General features: G+C 75.0%; 13 protein-coding genes and 1 tRNA gene. 2 read left to right on the plus strand and 12 right to left on the minus strand.

The window, feature by feature from the left end; translation table 11 throughout:
• Nucleotides 1–3: 3 nt before the first annotated feature.
• The 5 genes from ACF0H8_RS17950 to ACF0H8_RS17970 form a co-directional block, all read right to left on the minus strand.
• Entirely contained in the window at nucleotides 4–597 is a 594-nt protein-coding gene (locus ACF0H8_RS17950; RefSeq protein ID WP_395290237.1) for a 50S ribosomal protein L25/general stress protein Ctc, read from the minus strand.
• 554 nt (nucleotides 598–1,151) lie between these two features.
• Nucleotides 1,152–1,937, minus strand: a complete 786-nt coding sequence (locus ACF0H8_RS17955) for a hypothetical protein (protein ID WP_395290238.1) — start codon at nucleotides 1,935–1,937, stop codon at nucleotides 1,152–1,154.
• 551 nt (nucleotides 1,938–2,488) lie between these two features.
• The gene (locus tag ACF0H8_RS17960; RefSeq protein ID WP_395290239.1) at nucleotides 2,489–3,469 is read right to left on the minus strand and encodes a ribose-phosphate diphosphokinase; all 981 of its coding nucleotides are present in this window, start codon (nucleotides 3,467–3,469) and stop codon (nucleotides 2,489–2,491) included.
• Complete coding sequence (gene glmU, locus ACF0H8_RS17965) at nucleotides 3,466–5,148, minus strand: bifunctional UDP-N-acetylglucosamine diphosphorylase/glucosamine-1-phosphate N-acetyltransferase GlmU (protein ID WP_395290240.1); 1,683 nt, start codon at nucleotides 5,146–5,148, stop codon at nucleotides 3,466–3,468. Before glmU ends, ACF0H8_RS17960 begins: the two co-directional genes overlap by 4 nt.
• A 167-nt stretch (nucleotides 5,149–5,315) precedes the next feature.
• Nucleotides 5,316–5,387 (minus strand) — tRNA-Gln (locus ACF0H8_RS17970).
• A gap of 181 nt (nucleotides 5,388–5,568) precedes the next feature.
• Here ACF0H8_RS17970 and ACF0H8_RS17975 point away from each other — a divergent pair.
• Complete coding sequence (locus tag ACF0H8_RS17975; protein WP_395290241.1) at nucleotides 5,569–6,174, plus strand: TetR/AcrR family transcriptional regulator; 606 nt, start codon at nucleotides 5,569–5,571, stop codon at nucleotides 6,172–6,174.
• A 243-nt stretch (nucleotides 6,175–6,417) separates the two neighbouring features.
• A complete protein-coding gene (locus ACF0H8_RS17980; protein ID WP_395290242.1) occupies nucleotides 6,418–6,969 on the plus strand; it encodes a MarR family winged helix-turn-helix transcriptional regulator in 552 nt (183 codons plus the stop codon).
• Between the two features lies 1 nt (nucleotide 6,970).
• Here ACF0H8_RS17980 and ACF0H8_RS17985 read toward each other — a convergent pair whose 3' ends face one another.
• The 7 genes from ACF0H8_RS17985 to metG all read right to left on the minus strand — a co-directional run bounded on the left by ACF0H8_RS17985 (nucleotide 6,971) and on the right by metG (nucleotide 16,877).
• Complete coding sequence (locus ACF0H8_RS17985) at nucleotides 6,971–8,920, minus strand: ABC-F family ATP-binding cassette domain-containing protein (protein ID WP_395290243.1); 1,950 nt, start codon at nucleotides 8,918–8,920, stop codon at nucleotides 6,971–6,973.
• 210 nt (nucleotides 8,921–9,130) lie between these two features.
• Nucleotides 9,131–10,267, minus strand: a complete 1,137-nt coding sequence (gene ispE, locus ACF0H8_RS17990) for a 4-(cytidine 5'-diphospho)-2-C-methyl-D-erythritol kinase (RefSeq protein ID WP_395290244.1) — start codon at nucleotides 10,265–10,267, stop codon at nucleotides 9,131–9,133.
• Nucleotides 10,264–11,202 carry a 16S rRNA (adenine(1518)-N(6)/adenine(1519)-N(6))-dimethyltransferase RsmA gene (rsmA, locus tag ACF0H8_RS17995; RefSeq protein WP_395290245.1) on the minus strand — a complete coding sequence of 313 codons (939 nt, stop codon included), beginning with the start codon at nucleotides 11,200–11,202 and terminating at the stop codon, nucleotides 10,264–10,266. The genes ispE and rsmA overlap by 4 nt, the downstream gene beginning before the upstream one ends.
• A gap of 91 nt (nucleotides 11,203–11,293) precedes the next feature.
• A complete protein-coding gene (locus tag ACF0H8_RS18000) occupies nucleotides 11,294–12,529 on the minus strand; it encodes a ubiquitin-like domain-containing protein (protein ID WP_395290246.1) in 1,236 nt (411 codons plus the stop codon).
• Nucleotides 12,530–12,858: 329 nt separating this feature from the next.
• Nucleotides 12,859–13,983, minus strand: coding sequence for a G5 domain-containing protein (locus tag ACF0H8_RS18005; protein WP_395290247.1), 1,125 nt, complete (start codon nucleotides 13,981–13,983; stop codon nucleotides 12,859–12,861).
• A 147-nt stretch (nucleotides 13,984–14,130) separates the two neighbouring features.
• Nucleotides 14,131–15,072, minus strand: coding sequence for a TatD family hydrolase (locus tag ACF0H8_RS18010; protein ID WP_395290248.1), 942 nt, complete (start codon nucleotides 15,070–15,072; stop codon nucleotides 14,131–14,133).
• Nucleotides 15,072–16,877 (minus strand): methionine--tRNA ligase, encoded by a 1,806-nt coding sequence (gene metG / locus ACF0H8_RS18015; protein ID WP_395290249.1) that lies wholly within the window; start codon nucleotides 16,875–16,877, stop codon nucleotides 15,072–15,074. The genes ACF0H8_RS18010 and metG overlap by 1 nt, the downstream gene beginning before the upstream one ends.
• Between the last annotated feature and the right edge of the window lie 274 nt (nucleotides 16,878–17,151).

The raw sequence follows: 17,151 nt of genomic DNA on the forward strand, positions 1-17,151 counted from the left end.
GGCTCAGGCCTCGGCGGTCTCCTCCGCGGGCACCTCGCCGAGGTCCTCGGCGGAGACGCGCGGGACGGAGATGACGACGACGATCTCCTCCGGGTCGTCGTCGATGGTGGCGTCCTCGGGCCGCGGGATGTCGGCGACGCGCACGAGCGCACCGTCCTCCAGACCGTCGATCGGCACCGGGACCACCTCGGGGATCCGGGTGGCCGGGACGGTGACCCGGAGGGTCTGCAGCTCGATCTGGTGGATCGTGCCGGGGAAGGACTCGCCGGTCACGTGCACCGGCACCTCGACGGTGACCCGCTCGCCCTGGCGGACGACGACGAGGTCGAGGTGCTCGATGGTGCGGCGCACCGGGTCGCGCTGGACGTCCTTGACCAGGGCCAGCTGCTCGGTGCCCTCGATGTCGAGCGTGATCAGCGCGTTGGCGTGGTCCTTCACGACCAGGAAGGTCTCGTGGGAGGGCAGCGCCAGGTGCTGCGGCTCGGTGCCGTGCCCGTACAGGACGGCCGGGATGAGGCCGGCGCGGCGGGTGCGGCGGGCGGCACCCTTGCCGAACTCGGTGCGCCGCGTCGCGGTGAGGTTCAGGTTGTCAGCCACGGGGGTCTCCTTGGGGCAGGTGTTCTCGTAGGGCGGTGGGCCTCAGCGTGGGACGTCGTACGGACGGCGCGACGAGGCACCACCGCGTCGATCACGGATCCGGCGGCACTGTACGCACCGGGGGCGTGGAGACCACGTCCGGCGGCACGTCCGGCGCCAGGGTCAGCGTGCTGGCCCGTCCGGCGTCCCTCGCCGAGGCAACCTGAACATATTAGCCGCATCGGGCGCCTGCCGGAAACCGCGGCGCCCCGGCGGGACGGCGGAGGAGAGCGACGTCACGTGCAGGCGCACCGGGCCGCCTCCGGTCCCTCGATCCGGCCCCTTGCGTCCCGTCGCACTCCGCCGGGAGACGCCCTCCGCACCTCCTCCGCCGGGAGACGCCCTCCGCACCTCCTCCGCCGGAGACGCCCTCCGCACCTCCTCCGCCGCAAGACGCCCTCCGCACCTCCTCCGCCGGAGACGCACTCCGCACCGAGACCTCCGTAGACAGTGCCGCAGCGCTCGGCGAACCGGTGGCTCCCCGGGCGCGATGCCATGCATTCACCGGGCGGGCATTATCCCGGCACGCGCCATGACCACAGCGAACAGCTCCCTGTCGTAGGCCTCGCTCCAGGTCCACCGCACCAGGCCGGAGACCAGCGGACGAAGCCGATCCTCCCGACGCTTCTCCTGCCAGACGGTGTCCGAGGGATCGGTGTCGCGCGCGACACCGTCCCGCTGATACTTGGCCCTCCCGTCGAACTCGCCGATGAGCCGCAGGTGGTTCCACCAGAAGTCGCAGCGGCCGACGAACCCGCCGTCGTCGAAGAACTTTGCTGCAGCTCGGGGATCGGCAGGCGCAGCTCGTACATGCGTGCACGGCTCAGCGACTCCCCCACCGACTCGGAACGGCCGTCGGCACGCTCGACGACGTGGCGAGCGGCCCTGAACCCACGAGTGCCGCGCAGCCTCTCGAGTTCCTCCCACAGGTCCAGTTCGGTGCACCGGTTCACGGCGAGAGCGAAGTCGGCAGCGGCGAGCCCAGAGGCGAAGGAACGCGTGCGCGCCAGGTCGAGCACAGTACGCGCGACATTGGTCACCGCGATGTCGGCGGCCTGAACGGTGCGGGGCAGCTCACGGACACCGTGGCGGAAAATCATCCCGGTCGACCGGCCCCCCGAGGCCAGCGGCTCCACGACGTGGACGCGATCCGGCCACGGGCCGATGACAGGCAGCCCGAGCAGCACCGCCGCCGACTCGTGCGAGAGCACGGCCGTCGTCCGCATCATCGACACCGTCGCCTCGACGAGATACCGGTATCGGGCCGCCGGGCGGGAGGCGGCCCACGTGCTGGCGGCCACGTAGGCCCCACGCCGCACCCGGACGAGCGCCGGCGAGCGCCCCGGATCCACCACTCCACCCGGGTCCGCGCCCGGGCCACCGAGGTTCCGCGTAAGAACGAGGTCCTCTCCGCGCTGTCGGCCCATGGCCGGAACTCTGCTTCTTCCCGCACCCGCGCACCGCCCGCCGGTGCGATCCCTGTGGACGAGCGGCAGCTTCCGCGCGTCTGGGGAGCGCTCCGTGGGTCCGTGTTCCGTCCGCGAAGGCGCCCATCCACCGCCACAAGACTCGTCGAGTGCGGCAGCCACAGCAGTGGCGATCAACGCGTTCTGTGGCAGTCACTTCGAGCTATAGCTGTCGATGTGCGTGCGCACCGACCCGTGAGCGGACCGCGTTCGGACGCGCGGGCGTGCTGGCCATGCCGGCCCGGGGCGTGCTGGCCATGCCGGCCCGGGGCGTGCTGGGGGCGCTCATCATGCCGGCCGGGAGTGGCGCCCGAGCACGCAAGGGTGCCCCGGCCGTTCCCGGCCGGGGCACCCCTGGAGCAGGCCGAGGCGCCCCTGGAGCAGGGTCAGGCGTTCCCGTCGAACAGCGACGTCACGGAGCCGTCGTCGAAGACCTCACGGATGGCCCGCCCCAGCAGCGGGGCGATCGGCAGCACGGTCAGCTGCGGGAACCGCTTCTCCGGCGGGATGGGCAGGGTGTCGGTGACGATCACCTCGCGCGCGCCGGACTCGCTGAGCCGCTGCGCGGCCGGGTCGGAGAGCACGCCGTGGGTGGCGGCCACGATGACGTCGGACGCCCCGGCGGCCAGCACCACCTTGACGGCCTCCGAGATGGTGCCGCCGGTGTCGATGAGGTCGTCCACCAGCACCGCGGTCTTCCCCTTGACGTCGCCGACCACCCGGTTGGCCACGGCCTGGTTGGGCCGGGTGATGTCGCGGGTCTTGTGCACGAACGCCAGCGGCACGCCGCCGAGACGCGCGGCCCACTGCTCGGCCACCCGGATGCGCCCGGCGTCGGGCGAGACCATCGCGGCGTTGCCGGTGTCGATGCGGCTGCGGACGTAGTCGGTGAGGATCGGCATGGCCCACAGGTGGTCCACCGGTCCGTCGAAGAAGCCCTGGGACTGCGCCGCGTGCAGGTCGATGCTGAGCAGCCGGTCGGCGCCGGCCGTCTTGAACAGGTCGGCGACCAGGCGCGCGGAGATCGGCTCGCGCCCGCGGTGCTTCTTGTCCTGGCGGGCGTAGGGATAGAAGGGCGCCACCACGGTGATCCGCTTGGCGGAGCCGCGCTTGAGCGCGTCGACCATGAGCAGCTGCTCCATGAGCCACTGGTTGATCGGCGTGGTGTGCGACTGCAGCACGAACACGTCCGAGCCGCGGACGGACTCGTTGAACCGGACGTAGATCTCACCGTTGGCGAAGTCGTAGGCCGTGGTCGGCAGCAGCTCGATGTCGAGGCAGCGCGCGACGTCGGCGGCGAGCTCGGGGTGCGCCCGCCCGCTGACCAGCACGAGTCGCTTCTCGCCGGAGGTGATGATCCCCGTCATCGGTTGGTGTCCCCTTCTGCGGTGGTTCCCGGGACCTGGTGGTCGCGGGGCGTGCTGATCTCGGGCACGGCGCGGGCGCGTTCGGCCAGCGCCTGCTCGGACAGGCCGGCCAGCGCCGGCTGCACCGGCGCCCCGTCCTGCACCTGCTCCGGCGAGCCCGTGCCCGGCTGCTCCGCCGCGCCGTCCTGGCCCTGCCCGGCGGGCGCGTCGGTGCCGAGCGCCCGGGCGGCCGCCGCGGCGGAGTCCGTGCCCGGCCGGCGGCGCAGGACCCAGCCCTCGATGTTGCGCTGCGGCCCGCCGCTGATCGCCAGCGCGCCCGGCGGGACGTCCTCGCGCACGGTGGTGCCGGCGCCGGTGTAGGCGCCGTCGCCCACGGTGACCGGGGCGACGAACATGTTGTCCGAGCCGGTGCGGGCGTGCGCGCCGATCCGGGTGCGGTGCTTGGCCACGCCGTCGTAGTTGACGAACACGGAGGAGGCGCCGATGTTCGTGCCCTCGCCGATCTCGGCGTCGCCCACGTAGGTCAGGTGCGGCACCTTCGCGCCGGCGCCGATCTGGGCGTTCTTGACCTCGACGAAGGTGCCGATCTTGCCCGCGGCGCCCAGGTGCGCGCCGGGGCGCAGGTAGGCGAAGGGGCCCACGGAGGCGCCGTCCTCGATGACCGCACCGGACCCGTGCGTGCGCACCACGGACGCGCCGGCGCCGACGCGCACGTCGGTGAGCGTGGTGTCCGGGCCGACGGTGGCGCCCTCGCCGACGGTCGTGGCCCCGTGCAGCTGCGTGCCGGGCAGCAGGGTGACGTCGCGGGCGAGCTCGACGTCGACGTCGACCCAGGTGCTGCCCGGGTCGACGACGGTCACGCCCTCGCGCATCCACCGCTCGAGGGTGCGGCGGTTGAGCTCGGCGCCGAGCGCGGCGAGCTGCACCCGGTCGTTGACGCCCTCGACGAGCACGGAGTCGTCGACGGAGATGGCGCGCACGGGGAGTCCCCGGCGGTGGGCGAGCGCGACGACGTCGGTGAGGTACACCTCGCCCTGGTCGTTGTCCTGGCCGACGGCGCCCAGGGCCTCGCGCAGCACGGCGGCGTCGAAGACGTAGGTGGAGGTGTTGATCTCCGTGATCGCGCGCTGCTCCTCGGTGGCGTCGCGCTCCTCCACGATCCCGACGACGGCGCCGCCCTCGCGCAGCACGCGGCCGTAGCCGTAGGGGTCGGCGACGGTGGTGGTCAGGACCGTGACGGCGTTGCCGTCCTCGGTGTGCGCGCGGAGCAGCTCGGCCAGCGTGCCGGCGTCGAGCAGCGGGGTGTCGCCCGCCATGACGAGCACCGCCCCCTCGAGCGCGCGCCGCTCGTCGCCGCCGTCCGCCACGGAGGCGCCGCGCACCGCGGCATCCAGGGCGCCGAGCGCGCAGGAGACGGCACGTCCGGTGCCGGGCACCTCGTCCTGGTCCACGACGAGCGCGTCGGGGTCGACGGCAAGCGCGTGCTCGGCGACCCGGTCGCGCTCGTGGCGCACGACGACGGCCAGCCGTGCCGGGTCGACGCCCCGGGCGGCGGTGAGCGCGTGGCCCAGCAGGCTGCGTCCCCCGATCCGGTGCAGCACCTTGGGGGTGCGCGACCTCATCCGGGTGCCCTCGCCTGCGGCAAGAACGACGACTGCAGCGGGACGAGTCAGGCTCACGCCGGCTCCCTCGGGGATCACCGCCCGGCCTCGTTCCGGGCGTCGTGCAGCGTCCACTCTAGCCCCGCGCCGCGACGCGCCCGGGTGCGGGGCCATGGCGCCCCGGGGCCAGCAGGCCGCTCCGCCGCCCGGCAGGTGACCAACGACACCCGGCCCGCCGGGTCCGGCTCCGCCCCCAGGATTCGAACCCGGACCGCAAGGCACCAAAGGCCTGCGTGCTGCCGTTACACCAGGGCGGAACGCGCGCGTGCGCCCATCCAGTGTGCCAGCCCGTGGCGCGGGTGCCGAAAAGCGCCGCGGTGCCGCCGCGGGCGGCGGCCTGCCGGGGGGCTGCGGGCTGCCGGCGGCGGCGGCCTGCCGGGGGCGGCACGGCATGATGGGGCCGTGGCCTTGGAGAACAGACGCGCGACCCGCGTCCGCATGACCGGCAGCGAGCGGCGCGAGCAGCTGGTCGCGGTGAGCCGCGCACTCTTCGCCGAGAAGGGGTTCGAGGGCACGTCCGTGGAGGAGATCGCCGCCCGGGCGAAGGTCTCCAAGCCGGTGGTGTACGAGCACTTCGGCGGCAAGGAGGGCATCTACGCCGTCGTCGTCGACCGCGAGGTGCAGCGCCTGCTGGGCATGCTCACCGAGCAGCTGAGCTCCGGCGGTCACCCCAAGATCGTCGTCGAGCGGGCGGCCCTGGCGCTGCTGGACTACATCGAGGCCAACACGGACGGCTTCCGGATCCTGGTGCGCGACTCCCCCGTCGCGCAGGCGACCGGCACGTTCTCCTCGCTCATCGGCGACGTGGCCACGCAGGTGGAGCACCTGCTCGCCGAGCAGTTCCGGGCCCGGCGGCTCGACCCGGCGGCGGCGCCCATGTACGCGCAGATGCTGGTCGGCCTCATCGCCCTGACCGGTCAGTGGTGGCTGGAGGCCCGTCACCCGAAGAAGACCGAGGTCGCCGCGCACATCGTCAACCTGGCCTGGAACGGCCTGAAGGGCCTCGAGCGCGATCCCCAGCTGGGCTCCCTCGACAAGCCCTGACCCCCTCCCCGCCCTCCCGCGAGACGTCAACTCCTCCCCGAGACGTCAGCCCGTCCCCGAGCACTGCCCCGGCGGTGCGCCGAGCACACCCGGGACGCAGCGGATCTGTGTCGCCGGCACAACCGACGAGCCGGATCGTGCCACCGCCCCGGCCCGCAGGACGGTTCTCGGACATGCCTCTCCCTACGGACGCGCGGGCCCCGCCTCCGCCGACGGTATCTCGATGTCGAGTAATCTCGGAGGATGAGCGCAGCGGAGCCGAGGGGGCGCCCCGACGGCGTGGAGCCCCCTGCCCGCGACGGCGCGCAGGACGAGGTGGACCGCATCGTCGCGGCCTGGCAGCGCGAGCGTCCGGACCTGCAGCCCATGCCGCTGCACGTCTTCTCCCGCGTCTCCCGGCTCGCCCGCCACCTCGACCTCGCCCGGCGCGACGCGTTCACCGAGCACGGCGTGGAGCCGTGGGAGTTCGACGTGCTCTCCGCCCTGCGCCGGGCCGGGGAGCCCTACGAGCTCACGCCCGGCCGGCTCATCGCCGAGACGCTCGTCTCCTCGGGCACCATGACCAACCGCATCGACCGCATGGTGGCCCACGGCCTGGTGGTCCGCGCGGGCGACAGCACCGACCGGCGGGTGGTCAAGGTGCGCCTGACGCCCGAGGGCAAGGCCCGGGTCGACGCCGCGATGTCGGCGCTGCTCAACAGCGAGCGCGAGCTGCTCGCCGCCCTCGACCCGGGTGAGCGCGCCCAGCTCCGCGACCTGCTGCGCACCCTCCTGCTGCCCTTCGAGGGCGCCTGAGTCAGGCCTCGGCCACCTCGGCGGCGGCCAGCCACTCCTCCTCCAGCGCGGCGTGCTCCTCCTCCGCCGCCCGCGACTGCTCGGCCAGCCCGGGCAGCTCGGGCACCCGCCCCGGATCTGCCGAGGCGGCCGCCAGCTCGGCGTGCAGCGTCTCGATGCGCGCGGTGAGCCTGGCGAGCTGACGCTCGAGCCGGGCCATCTCCTTGCGGGCCGCGCGCTGCTCGGCGGGGCTCACGGCCGGCGCCGCGGCGCCCGCGGCGGACGCCGCGCCGGCGTCAGAGCCCGCGCCCGCCGCGGACGCCGGGCCGGCACCGCCCGCACCGGCCCCGCCCGACGCGCCACCGGCCGCCCGGGCGGGCACCTGGGCCTCGCGCTCCCGGCGCAGCTCCAGGTACTGGTCGATGCCGCCGGGCAGCCCGCGCACCTTGCCGTCGCCGAGCAGGGCCACCTGGTGGTCGGTGACGCGCTCGAGCAGGTACCGGTCGTGCGAGACCACCACGAGCGTGCCCGGCCAGCCGTCGAGCAGGTCCTCGACGGCCGCGAGGGTGTCGGTGTCCAGGTCGTTGGTCGGCTCGTCCAGCAGCAGCACGTTCGGCTCGGCCACCAGCAGGCGCAGCAGCTGCAGCCGCCGCCGCTCGCCGCCCGAGAGGTCGGCCACCGGCGTCCACGCCCGCTCCCGGGTGAACCCGAGCCGCTCGACCAGCTGGCCCGCGGTGAGCTCCTTGCCGCCCACCTCCACGCGGCCCTTGACCTCCTCCACGGCCTCGGCCACCCGCAGGTCCGCGACGGCGTCGAGCTCCTGCGTTTCCTGGGACAGCTGGGAGACCTGGACGGTCTTGCCGCGCTTGACGCGGCCGGAGGTCGGCTGCTGCGTGCCGGCGAGCAGCCGGAGCAGGGTGGACTTGCCGGCGCCGTTGACGCCGACGATGCCCACCCGCTCCCCCGGCGCCAGGCGCCAGGTCACGTGGTCGAGCACCGTGCGCACGGTCGCGCCGTCCCCTGCGCCGGCCTCGCCGGGCCGCAGCGGGTACGTCACCGTGACGTCCTCGAGGTCGAGGACGTCCTTGCCGAGCCGGGCCGTCGCCAGGCGCGTGAGCGCGAGGCTGTCGCGCGGCGGCGGCTCGTCGGCGATCAGGGTGGCGGCGGCGTCGAGCCGGAACTTGGGCTTGGACGTGCGGGCGGGCGCGCCGCGGCGCAGCCAGGCCAGCTCCTTGCGCAGCAGGTTCTCCCGCTTCTCGGCGGCGACGGCGGCGGTGCGGTCGCGCTCGGCGCGCGCCAGCACGTAGGCGGCGTAGCCGCCGTCGTAGGTCTCCACGTGCCCGGCCACAGGGGCGCGGCCCGCGGGACCGTCGTGGCCGGGAACGACCTCCCACACCTTGGTGCACACCGCGTCGAGGAACCAGCGGTCGTGGGTGACCACGACGAGTGCGCCGCTGCCGCGGGCGTACCGGTCGTTCAGGTGCCGGGCGAGCCAGTCCACGCCCTCGACGTCGAGGTGGTTCGTGGGCTCGTCCAGGATGAGCACCTCCGCCGGCTGGGTGAGCACCCGGGCGAGCGCCACGCGGCGGCGCTGGCCGCCGGAGAGCGTGGCGACGTCGGCGTCGAGGCTCACGTCGGCGAGCAGCCCTTCGTGGATGTCGCGCACGGCCGCCTGGGAGGCCCACACGTGGTCGGCCACGCCGGGGTGGACGACGTCGCGCACGGCCGTCCCCGCCGGCAGCGCGTCGGCCTGGTCGAGGGCGACGACGCGGGTGCCGCCCGCGCGGGTGACCCGGCCGGCGTCGGGCTCGACCCGCCCGGCGAGGAGCCCGAGCAGGGAGGACTTCCCGGCGCCGTTGCGGCCGAGCACGCCGACGCGCATGCCGTCGTCCAGGCCGAGCGTGACGTCGTCGAGCAGCGGGCGGGAGCCGACGACGAGGCGCAGGCCCTCGGCCCCGAGCAGGTGTGCCACTAGCGGTCACCGCACCGAACAGACATGGCGTCCATCTTCCCAGGCCCAGGCGGCGCGCGCCGCAACGGGGCGGCGGCTGTCACCCATGTCACGCGGCCCGCCGGGCCCTGGGGCAGCGTCCGCGTCAGCGGGCGGCACGTCGGCGCCCGGTCACGACCGGCCGACCGCCGGCTCCCGACGTCGGCCGCCGGCCCGGCGCCCACCGGTGGGTCAGCGCCGCGTGTGGACGTGCTCGAGCACGCGCGCGCCCGGCACCGGCCCGGTGACCGTGAGGATCTCGGCGGCCACGTCGGCCGCCCGCATCACGTCCGCCACGCTGAGGGCGTGCGGGGCGTCCATGGCGAGGGCCGCCACGGTCGGGCCGGAGCCGGAGACCACGGCCCCCAGGGCGCCCGCGCGGTCGGCCGCCGCCAGGACGTCGCCGAGCTCGGGGCGCAGCTCGAGCGCCGCCTCCTCCAGGTCGTTGGTGAGATGGCGGGCCAGGACCAGGGGGTCGGCCGAGAGCAGCGCGGAGAGCAGCTCGGGGCCGATCGGGGGCGCCGCCTCCGCGGCCGGCGCGCTGGCCCGTCCCGAGCCCGCACCACCCGCACCCCCGGGGGTCGGCAGCTGCGTCACACCGGCGATCGGCGCGCCGGCCGCCGTGCCCGCACCACCGGCAGCGCCGCCGCCCGCGGCGCCCACGACGCCGCCGGGAGCCGCGCCGGCCGTCGTCGAACGCTCGGCACGAGGCGCCCGGCCCGCCGTCGCCGAGCCCTCCCGCGGGCGGCCGTGCCCGCGCAGCTCGTCCATCTGGCGGAAGACCGCCGGGGTGGACAGGCCCTCCTGCTGCACCGCCAGCACCCAGTGGTAGGTGCCGCGGCTCATGACGGGCGTGAGCAGATCGCCGCGGCCGACGCCCATCGCCGACATCCCGGTGAGCGCGAACGGCACGTCGGCGCCGAGCTCGGCGGCCAGCTCGACCAGCTCCTCGCGGCCCAGGCCGGTGCCCCACAGCTGGTCGCAGGCGAGCAGCGTCGCGGCGGCGTCGGCGGACCCGCCGGCCATGCCGCCGGCCACCGGCACCTGCTTCGTCAGGGTGAGGTGGACGCCCGCCTCCACCCCGCTGGTCTCGCGCAGCAGGCTGGCGGCCCGCACGGCCAGGTTGGTCGCGTCGGTGGGCAGGTCCGTGCCGCGACCCCGGATCTCCAGCGTGATGTCCTCGGCCGGGCGCGCCACCACGTCCTCGTAGAGGGAGACGGCCTGGAACAGCGTCGAGAGCGGGTGGTAGCCGTCGCGGCCCGGCGGTCCCGCCCGCAGCGCAAGGTTGATCTTGCCCGGCGCGCGAACCTGGACCTTGGACGGTGTCACCGGCTCAGCGTGCCAGAGGTACCCCCGGGGGCGCCCGCCGGGCGGTGCTCGGCGATGCGGGCGAAGTCCTCGACGGTCAGCCGCTCCCCGCGCAGGCCCGGGTCGAGCCCGGCCGCGCGCACCGCCTCCTCGGCGGCCGCCGGGCTGCCCGCCCAGCCCGTCAGCGCCGCCCGCAGCGTCTTGCGGCGCTGCGCGAAGGCGGCGTCGACGACGGCGAAGGTGGCCTCCCGGCCGGCGGCGGAGGCGGGCGGCTCACGGCGGGTGAGGCGCACGAGGGCGGAGTCGACGTTGGGCACCGGCCAGAAGACCGACCGCGACACGGTGCCGGCGCGGGCGGCCGCCGCGTACCAGGCGGCCTTGACGGACGGCACGCCGTAGGTGCGCGAGCCGGGCGGGGCGGCGATGCGGTCGGCGACCTCGGCCTGGACCATGACGAGCACCTCGGCCAGGCTGGGCAGCCGCTCGAGGAGGTTCAGCAGCACCGGCACGGCGACGTTGTACGGCAGGTTGGCGACGAGCTTGGCCGGGGCCACGGCGCCGGCCGGGGCCAGGGCGGGCGGTGCCGGCAGGTCGCCGGGGCCCGCGACGGTCATGGCGTCGGCGCGCAGCACGGCCAGGCGCTCCGCCGCCTGGGGCATGCGCGCGGCCACGGTGGCGGGCAGCGCCTGGGCCAGCGGCGGGTCGATCTCGACGGCGACGACGTGCGCGCCGGCCTCCAGCAGCGCCAGCGTCAGGGAGCCCAGGCCGGGGCCCACCTCCAGGACGACGTCGCCGGGCTGCACGTCGGCGGCGCGCGCGATGCGGCGGACGGTCCCGGCGTCGTGCACGAAGTTCTGCCCGAGGGTCTTGGTGGGCCGCACGCCCAGGGCCTCGGCGAGACGCCGCACGTCGGCCGCTCCGAGCAGGCCGGTGGCTGGCGGGGCGTCGTGGGTCACGGCCCCGAGCCTAACGGCGCGCGCGGGGCCTCACGTCCGTGAGGCCCCGCGCGCGGTGCCGGCCGCGGCCGGCGGGTGGTCCGGGCTCCGCTCAGAGCAGGCCGAGCTTCTTGGCGCAGGCCGGCCACTGGCCCCAGCCCGAGCGGGCCTGGAGCGCCTGGGCGCGCTGGGTCTGCTCGGCGGGCGAGGCGTCGGAGGGCAGGCCCGAGCCGCCCACGGACTGCCAGGTGCTGACGGAGAACTGGTACAGGCCGTAGTACAGCCCGTTGGCGCTGACCGCCCTGGGGTTGCCGCCGGACTCGCACTGCGCGAGCCGGGCCCACACGTCCCCGCCGGTCGTGGCGGCGGGGGCGGGCGCGGGCGCCGCCGTCGAGCCGCCACCGGCGGCCTTCGGGGCGGCCTTCGGGGCGGCCTTCGGGGCCGGGGCGGGCGCCGGGCGCTCCTTGGCGCCCACGGCGACGATCTCGTCGACCGGCGCGGTGGTGACCTCCTCGTGGGTCTGCTCGGCGCTCACCTCCTGCCCGTCGACCGTCACGGTGACGAACGTGCGGGTGCGCTCGCCCGGCGCGCCCTCCTGGACGACCTTCTTCTCGCCCTCGTAGAGGTTCGCGTCCTCGCGCTCGACGCGCTGGAACTCCACCGGCTCGGTCTCCGTGCGCTCGGCGCGCACGACGCGGGTGACGACGACCTGCGCGGTGCCGTCGTCGCCGGAGCGGACCTCGACGCGGTCGGACTTGCTGGCCTGCACGCCGGCCGCGGCGAGGGCGTCGGCCACGTAGGCCGCGCCGTCGAGCTCGACGCGCTTGGTGGCGCCGTCCGCGACGACGTCCACGGAGCCGTCCACGACCAGCGGCAGGCCGAGGGCCTGGCGTCCGCCGTCGAGCGACCGGGACGCCTGCACGGAGACCTCGCGGCCCGTCGCGAACAGGCTGTTGACGACGTCGCCGGAGGTGGCGGCGGTGGTCCAGATCTCCCGTTCCTGCCCGTCGATCTCGACGGTGACCTGGCGGGCGGTGCGCAGCACCACGTCGTCGCCGTCGCTCAGGGCGGTGTCGGGCGCCGGAGCCAGCAAATCGTGCTCGCCGACGACGATGCCCTGCTCGGCGAGCAGGCCCTCGACGGAGCCGGCGAAGGTGCTGAAGGAGTGGGTCTGGCCGTTGATCTCGAGGTCCACGCTCTTGTGGGCCTGGGCGGTGGCGGCGCCGCCGGCTACGAGCACGGGCACGATGCCCAGGGCGAGCCAAGGAAGGAGGCGGCGACGCTTGCGGCCGACGGCGTCGGCGCTGGGGTTGGTGGCGAATTGGTCGGTGGTGTGGTTCGCGCTCACGTGGGTCCTTCGACGCAGCGTCCGGGCACAGGGCGACGCCGCGCCGCGGCCGGGGGGCCGCACGCCCGTGGGCGTCGCGCGACGACCGGTCTGATCCGGCTGTCTGTCCGGGCGCGTGACGCCCGCGGCCCGAGGTGGACCGTCTGGAACCGTAACCGAATCGTGACCTTCGGTCCACGTGTTCCGGCTCACGATTTCCGGATACGGCGTGTACTGGCCGGGTCGAGCCCCGTCGCGGTGCTAGGCGGGCGCGCCGTCGCCCGCGCGGCCGCCCGAGCACGTCGGGCGTGCGGCCGCGCGCGAGGGGACGCCGCGCGGAGGGCGGCGGCTCAGTACCAGCCGACGCTCTGGGAGTGGCTCCAGGCGCTGCACGGGGTGCCGTAGCGCCCGGCGATGTAGCCCAGGCCCCAGGTGATCTGGGTGGCGGGGTTCGTGGCCCAGTCGGCGCCGGCGGAGGCCATCTTCGAGCCGGGCAGCGCCTGCGGGATGCCGTACGCGCTCGAGGTGGGGTTGTCGGCGTAGACGTTCCAGTTGGACTCCTTGGTCCACAGGCGGTCCAGGCACGAGAACTGGTCGGCGCCCCAGCCGCGGGCCGCGGCGAGGTCGCGCCCGATCGCCCGGGGGTCGCCGCCGGTGTACGACCCGGTCGCCGCGGCGGCGACGGGGGTCGGGGCCGGCTCCTCCTTCGTGCCGACGAGCACGACCTCGTCCACCTTGACCGCGGCCACCACAGAGGCGGCCAGCTCGCGGGAGATCTCGGTGCCGTCGGCGGCGCGCTTGACGGTGTAGGTGTTCGTCGAGACGCCGTTGACACCCTCGGTCTGCACCTTCCGCTCGCCGGCGGGGAGGGTGTCGTCCTCCTTCTCGATCGTGGCGAACTCCTCCACGGTCTCCTCGGTGACGTGCTCGGACGTCACGCGGGTGACCTCGACCTGTCCGCCGTCGGGGACGGCGCCGGACAGCGGGGCGGAGACGATGTCGTCGGCGTCGACGACGACGCCGGCCTCTGCCAGCGCCTCGCCGAGGGTGGCGGCGGAGGTGATGACCTCGTGGGTCTCGCCGTCGACGGCGACCGTGAAGGTGCGGGCACCGTCGGCCTCGAGCGTGGCGCGGCCGGCCGCCTCGGAGCGGGAGACGCTGTCGCCGGCGCGCAAGGCGAGCGTGCCCGCCTCGGCGGCGGAGATCTCGCCCGGCGCGGCCTCGGCGGTGTCGGCCGCCTGCGAGACGGTGAACGCCCCGGTGCCGACGACGACCGCGCCGAGAACCCCGGCCCGCAGCGTGTGGACGGCGGGCACGGGGAGCCCCAGGGGCCCGACGGCCCCCGGACGCGGCGCGACCCCGGCAGCGGCCTCCGCCTCCCGGGCCGCGCGGCGCGAGCCGGGCGCGGGGGCGCTGAGCACGGGCGCGGGGGCGGTGCTGGGCGCGCTGTGGCGCCCGGAGGTGTGTCGTGCCACGAGGTGTCCTGCCTTGGGAGGGAGACGGTCCGGAATGGACCGTAACCGATTCGTGACAAAGCACAAAACCCGGGCGACAGATGTTGGGGACGTGAGGTCGTCCACACCGGGGCGTGGCGACAGGTCGCGGCCCGGGCCGCACGGCGCCTACCAGGTGCCGTAGACGGCGTCCGTGTTGGCGGTCAGCAGCCGGCAGGTGTCCTCGAGGTCCCGCCCCAGCTGCTCGGCGATCGTGCGCACGGTCAGCGGCATGACGTAGGAGGCGTTGGGATGCCCGCGGAAGGGCATCGGCGTTAGGTACGGCGCGTCGGTCTCGACCAGCACCAGCTCGGGCGGCAGCTCGCGCAGCGCGGCACGCAGGGCGTCGTTCGCCCTGAACGTGACGGGGCCGGCGAAGGACGCGTACCAGCCGTGCTCGGCGCAGGTGCGGGCGAGCTCGACGTCGCCGGAGAAGCAGTGGAACACGGTCCGCTCGGGGGCGCCGTCGGCCAGCAGCGTGGCGACGACCTCGGCGTGCGCGTCCCGGTCGTGGATCTGCAGCGGCTTGCCGAGCTCCTTTGCCAGCGCGAGGTGCTCGCGGAAGGCCCGCACCTGGTGCGCCCTGCCCTGCTCGCCGGTGCGGAAGAAGTCCAGGCCGCTCTCCCCCACCGCGACGACGCGGGGGTCGCGGGCCAGCTCGGCCACCCGCCCGATCGCCTCGTCGAGGCTGAGCCGGTGGTGCGGGCGCACTGCCGGGTCCAGCCCGTCCGGGGCCACCTCGCGGACCCCGGCGTGGAGCGGGGCCTCATTGGGGTGGATGCCCACGGCCGCCGCGACCTGCGGGTGGGCGTGCGCCAGGGCCACCGTGCCCGCGAGCGCCGGGACGTCGCAGCCCACGGTGAGGATGCGCGCGACGCCCGCCTCCGCGGCCCGGGCGACCTGCTCCTGGGTCGTCAGCGGCGCCTCGCCCGGCGGCAGGGCGACGTCGAGCTCGTCGACGGGCGTGCCGTCGCCGTCCAGGATCGGCAGGTGCGCGTGGTTGTCCACCACCGGCGCCGGCAGGGCGCCGGGCGGCTCCGGCCAGCCGCGGTGCGTCCTCTTCGCCCCCATCAGCCCTGCCGCAGCCGCGCCAGCTCGGCGTCCACGACGTCCTCGTCGAGCTTGGTGAACACCGGCTTCGGCTTGGCCACGGGGGTGCCCGGGGTGACCGGGCGCGAGCCCCAGACGGGGAAGCCTCCCTGGCCGCCGCGGCCATAGTCGCCGGTGATCACCGGGTAGGGGCCACCCCCGTCGAGGTCCTCCACCTCCTGGATGCGCGGCATGGGCGCGACGTCGCCCGGCCCGCCCAGCACGGCGTCCACCGCGTTGGCGGAGTGCGGCAGGAAGGGGCTGAGCATGACGTTGAGGTCCGAGACGGCCTGGGCGAGGGTGTGCAGCACGGTGGCGAGCCGCTGGCGCTGCTCGGGCGCCTTGAGCTTGAACGGTTCCGTGCGGGTGACGTAGGTGTTCGCCTCGCCCACGAGGCGCATCACCTCGGCGAGGGCGGCGCGCTGGCGGTGGCCCTCGATGAGCTCGCCCACTTCTTTGAAGCCGCCGCGGACGGCGTCGGTGAGCGCGACGTCGATCGGCTCGGGCTCGCCCGGGGTGGGGATCTCGCCGAAGTTCTTGGCGATCATCGCCGCCGTGCGGTTGACCAGGTTGCCCCACCCGGCGACGAGCTCGCCGTTGGTGCGCCGGACGAACTCCGCCCAGGTGAAGTCCGCGTCCTGGGTCTCCGGGCCGGCGGCGGAGATGAAGTAGCGCAGGGCGTCGGGCTGGTACCGCGAGAGGACGTCGCGCACGTAGATGACCACGCCGCGGGAGGAGGAGAACTGCCGGCCCTCCATGGTGAGGAACTCGCTGGAGACCACCTCGGTGGGCAGGTTCAGCCGGCCGTACCCGCCCGGCTGCCCGCCCCGCGACCCCTCGCCGTTGTAGCCGAGCAGCTCGGCGGGCCAGATCTGGGAGTGGAAGACGATGTTGTCCTTGCCCATGAAGTCGTAGGACAGCGCCTCGGGCTCGTTCCACCACTTTCGCCAGGCGTCGGGGTCGCCGGTGCGGCGGGCCCACTCGACGGAGGCGGAGAGGTAGCCGACGACGGCGTCGAACCACACGTACAGGCGCTTGGTGGGCTGGTCCTCCCAGCCGGGCACGGGGATCCCCCAGTCGATGTCGCGCGTCATGGCGCGCGGCTTGATCTCCTCGAGGATGTGCTGGCTGAACTTGATGACGTTGGGCCGCCAGGTGCCCGACGCGGCGCGCCCGTCCAGCCAGGTCCCCAGCGCCTCCGCGAGCGCCGGCAGGTCGAGGAAGTAGTGGTTGGTCTCGACGAACTCCGGGGTCTCGCCGTTGATCTTGCTGCGCGGTTCGATCAGGTCCGTCGGGTCGAGCTGGTTGCCGCAGTTGTCGCACTGGTCCCCGCGCGCGTCAGGGTAGCCGCAGATGGGACAGGTGCCCTCGATGTAGCGGTCCGGCAGCGTGCGCCCGGTGGAGGGGCTGATCGCGGACTGCGTGGTCCGCTCGACCATGTACCCGTTGTCCCGCACGGTGCGGAACATCTCCTGGACGACGGCGTAGTGGTTGCGCGTGGTGGTGCGGGTGAACAGGTCGTAGCTCAGCCCCAGCGCGACGAGGTCCTCGACGATGAGCCGGTTGTTCCGGTCCGCGAACTCCTTCGCCGTGACCCCGGCCCCGTCCGCCGCGACGAGGATCGGCGTGCCGTGCTCGTCGGTGCCCGAGACCATCAGGACGTCGTGGCCCGCCATGCGCATGTAGCGGGAGAAGACGTCGGAGGGCACACCGAAGCCGGCCACGTGGCCGATGTGACGCGGCCCGTTGGCATACGGCCACGCCACGGCGGAAAGGATGCGGGTCATGGGGCAAGAGTAGTTCGCGGCCGCTGCGCGCCTGTCGCCCGCAGCGGCCGCGCCTCGCTGCCCGGCCAGGCGGGGCCGCCCGGCCAACCGGGGCTGCCCGGCCATGCCGGCCCCGTGCGCGCCGGTGGGGCAGCGGCGCTCCCGGGGACGCCGAGGTAGAACTGCTCGGCCGAGGTAGAACGGTTCGGCCGAGGTAGAACTGCACGGAGTTCTACCTCGGCCGAACCGTTCTACCTCGCCGGTCGGTGAACCTTGTCATACGGTGCGCGCGGGC

This window comes from Georgenia sp. AZ-5 (assembly GCF_043952095.1).
Classification (GTDB): domain Bacteria; phylum Actinomycetota; class Actinomycetes; order Actinomycetales; family Actinomycetaceae; genus Georgenia.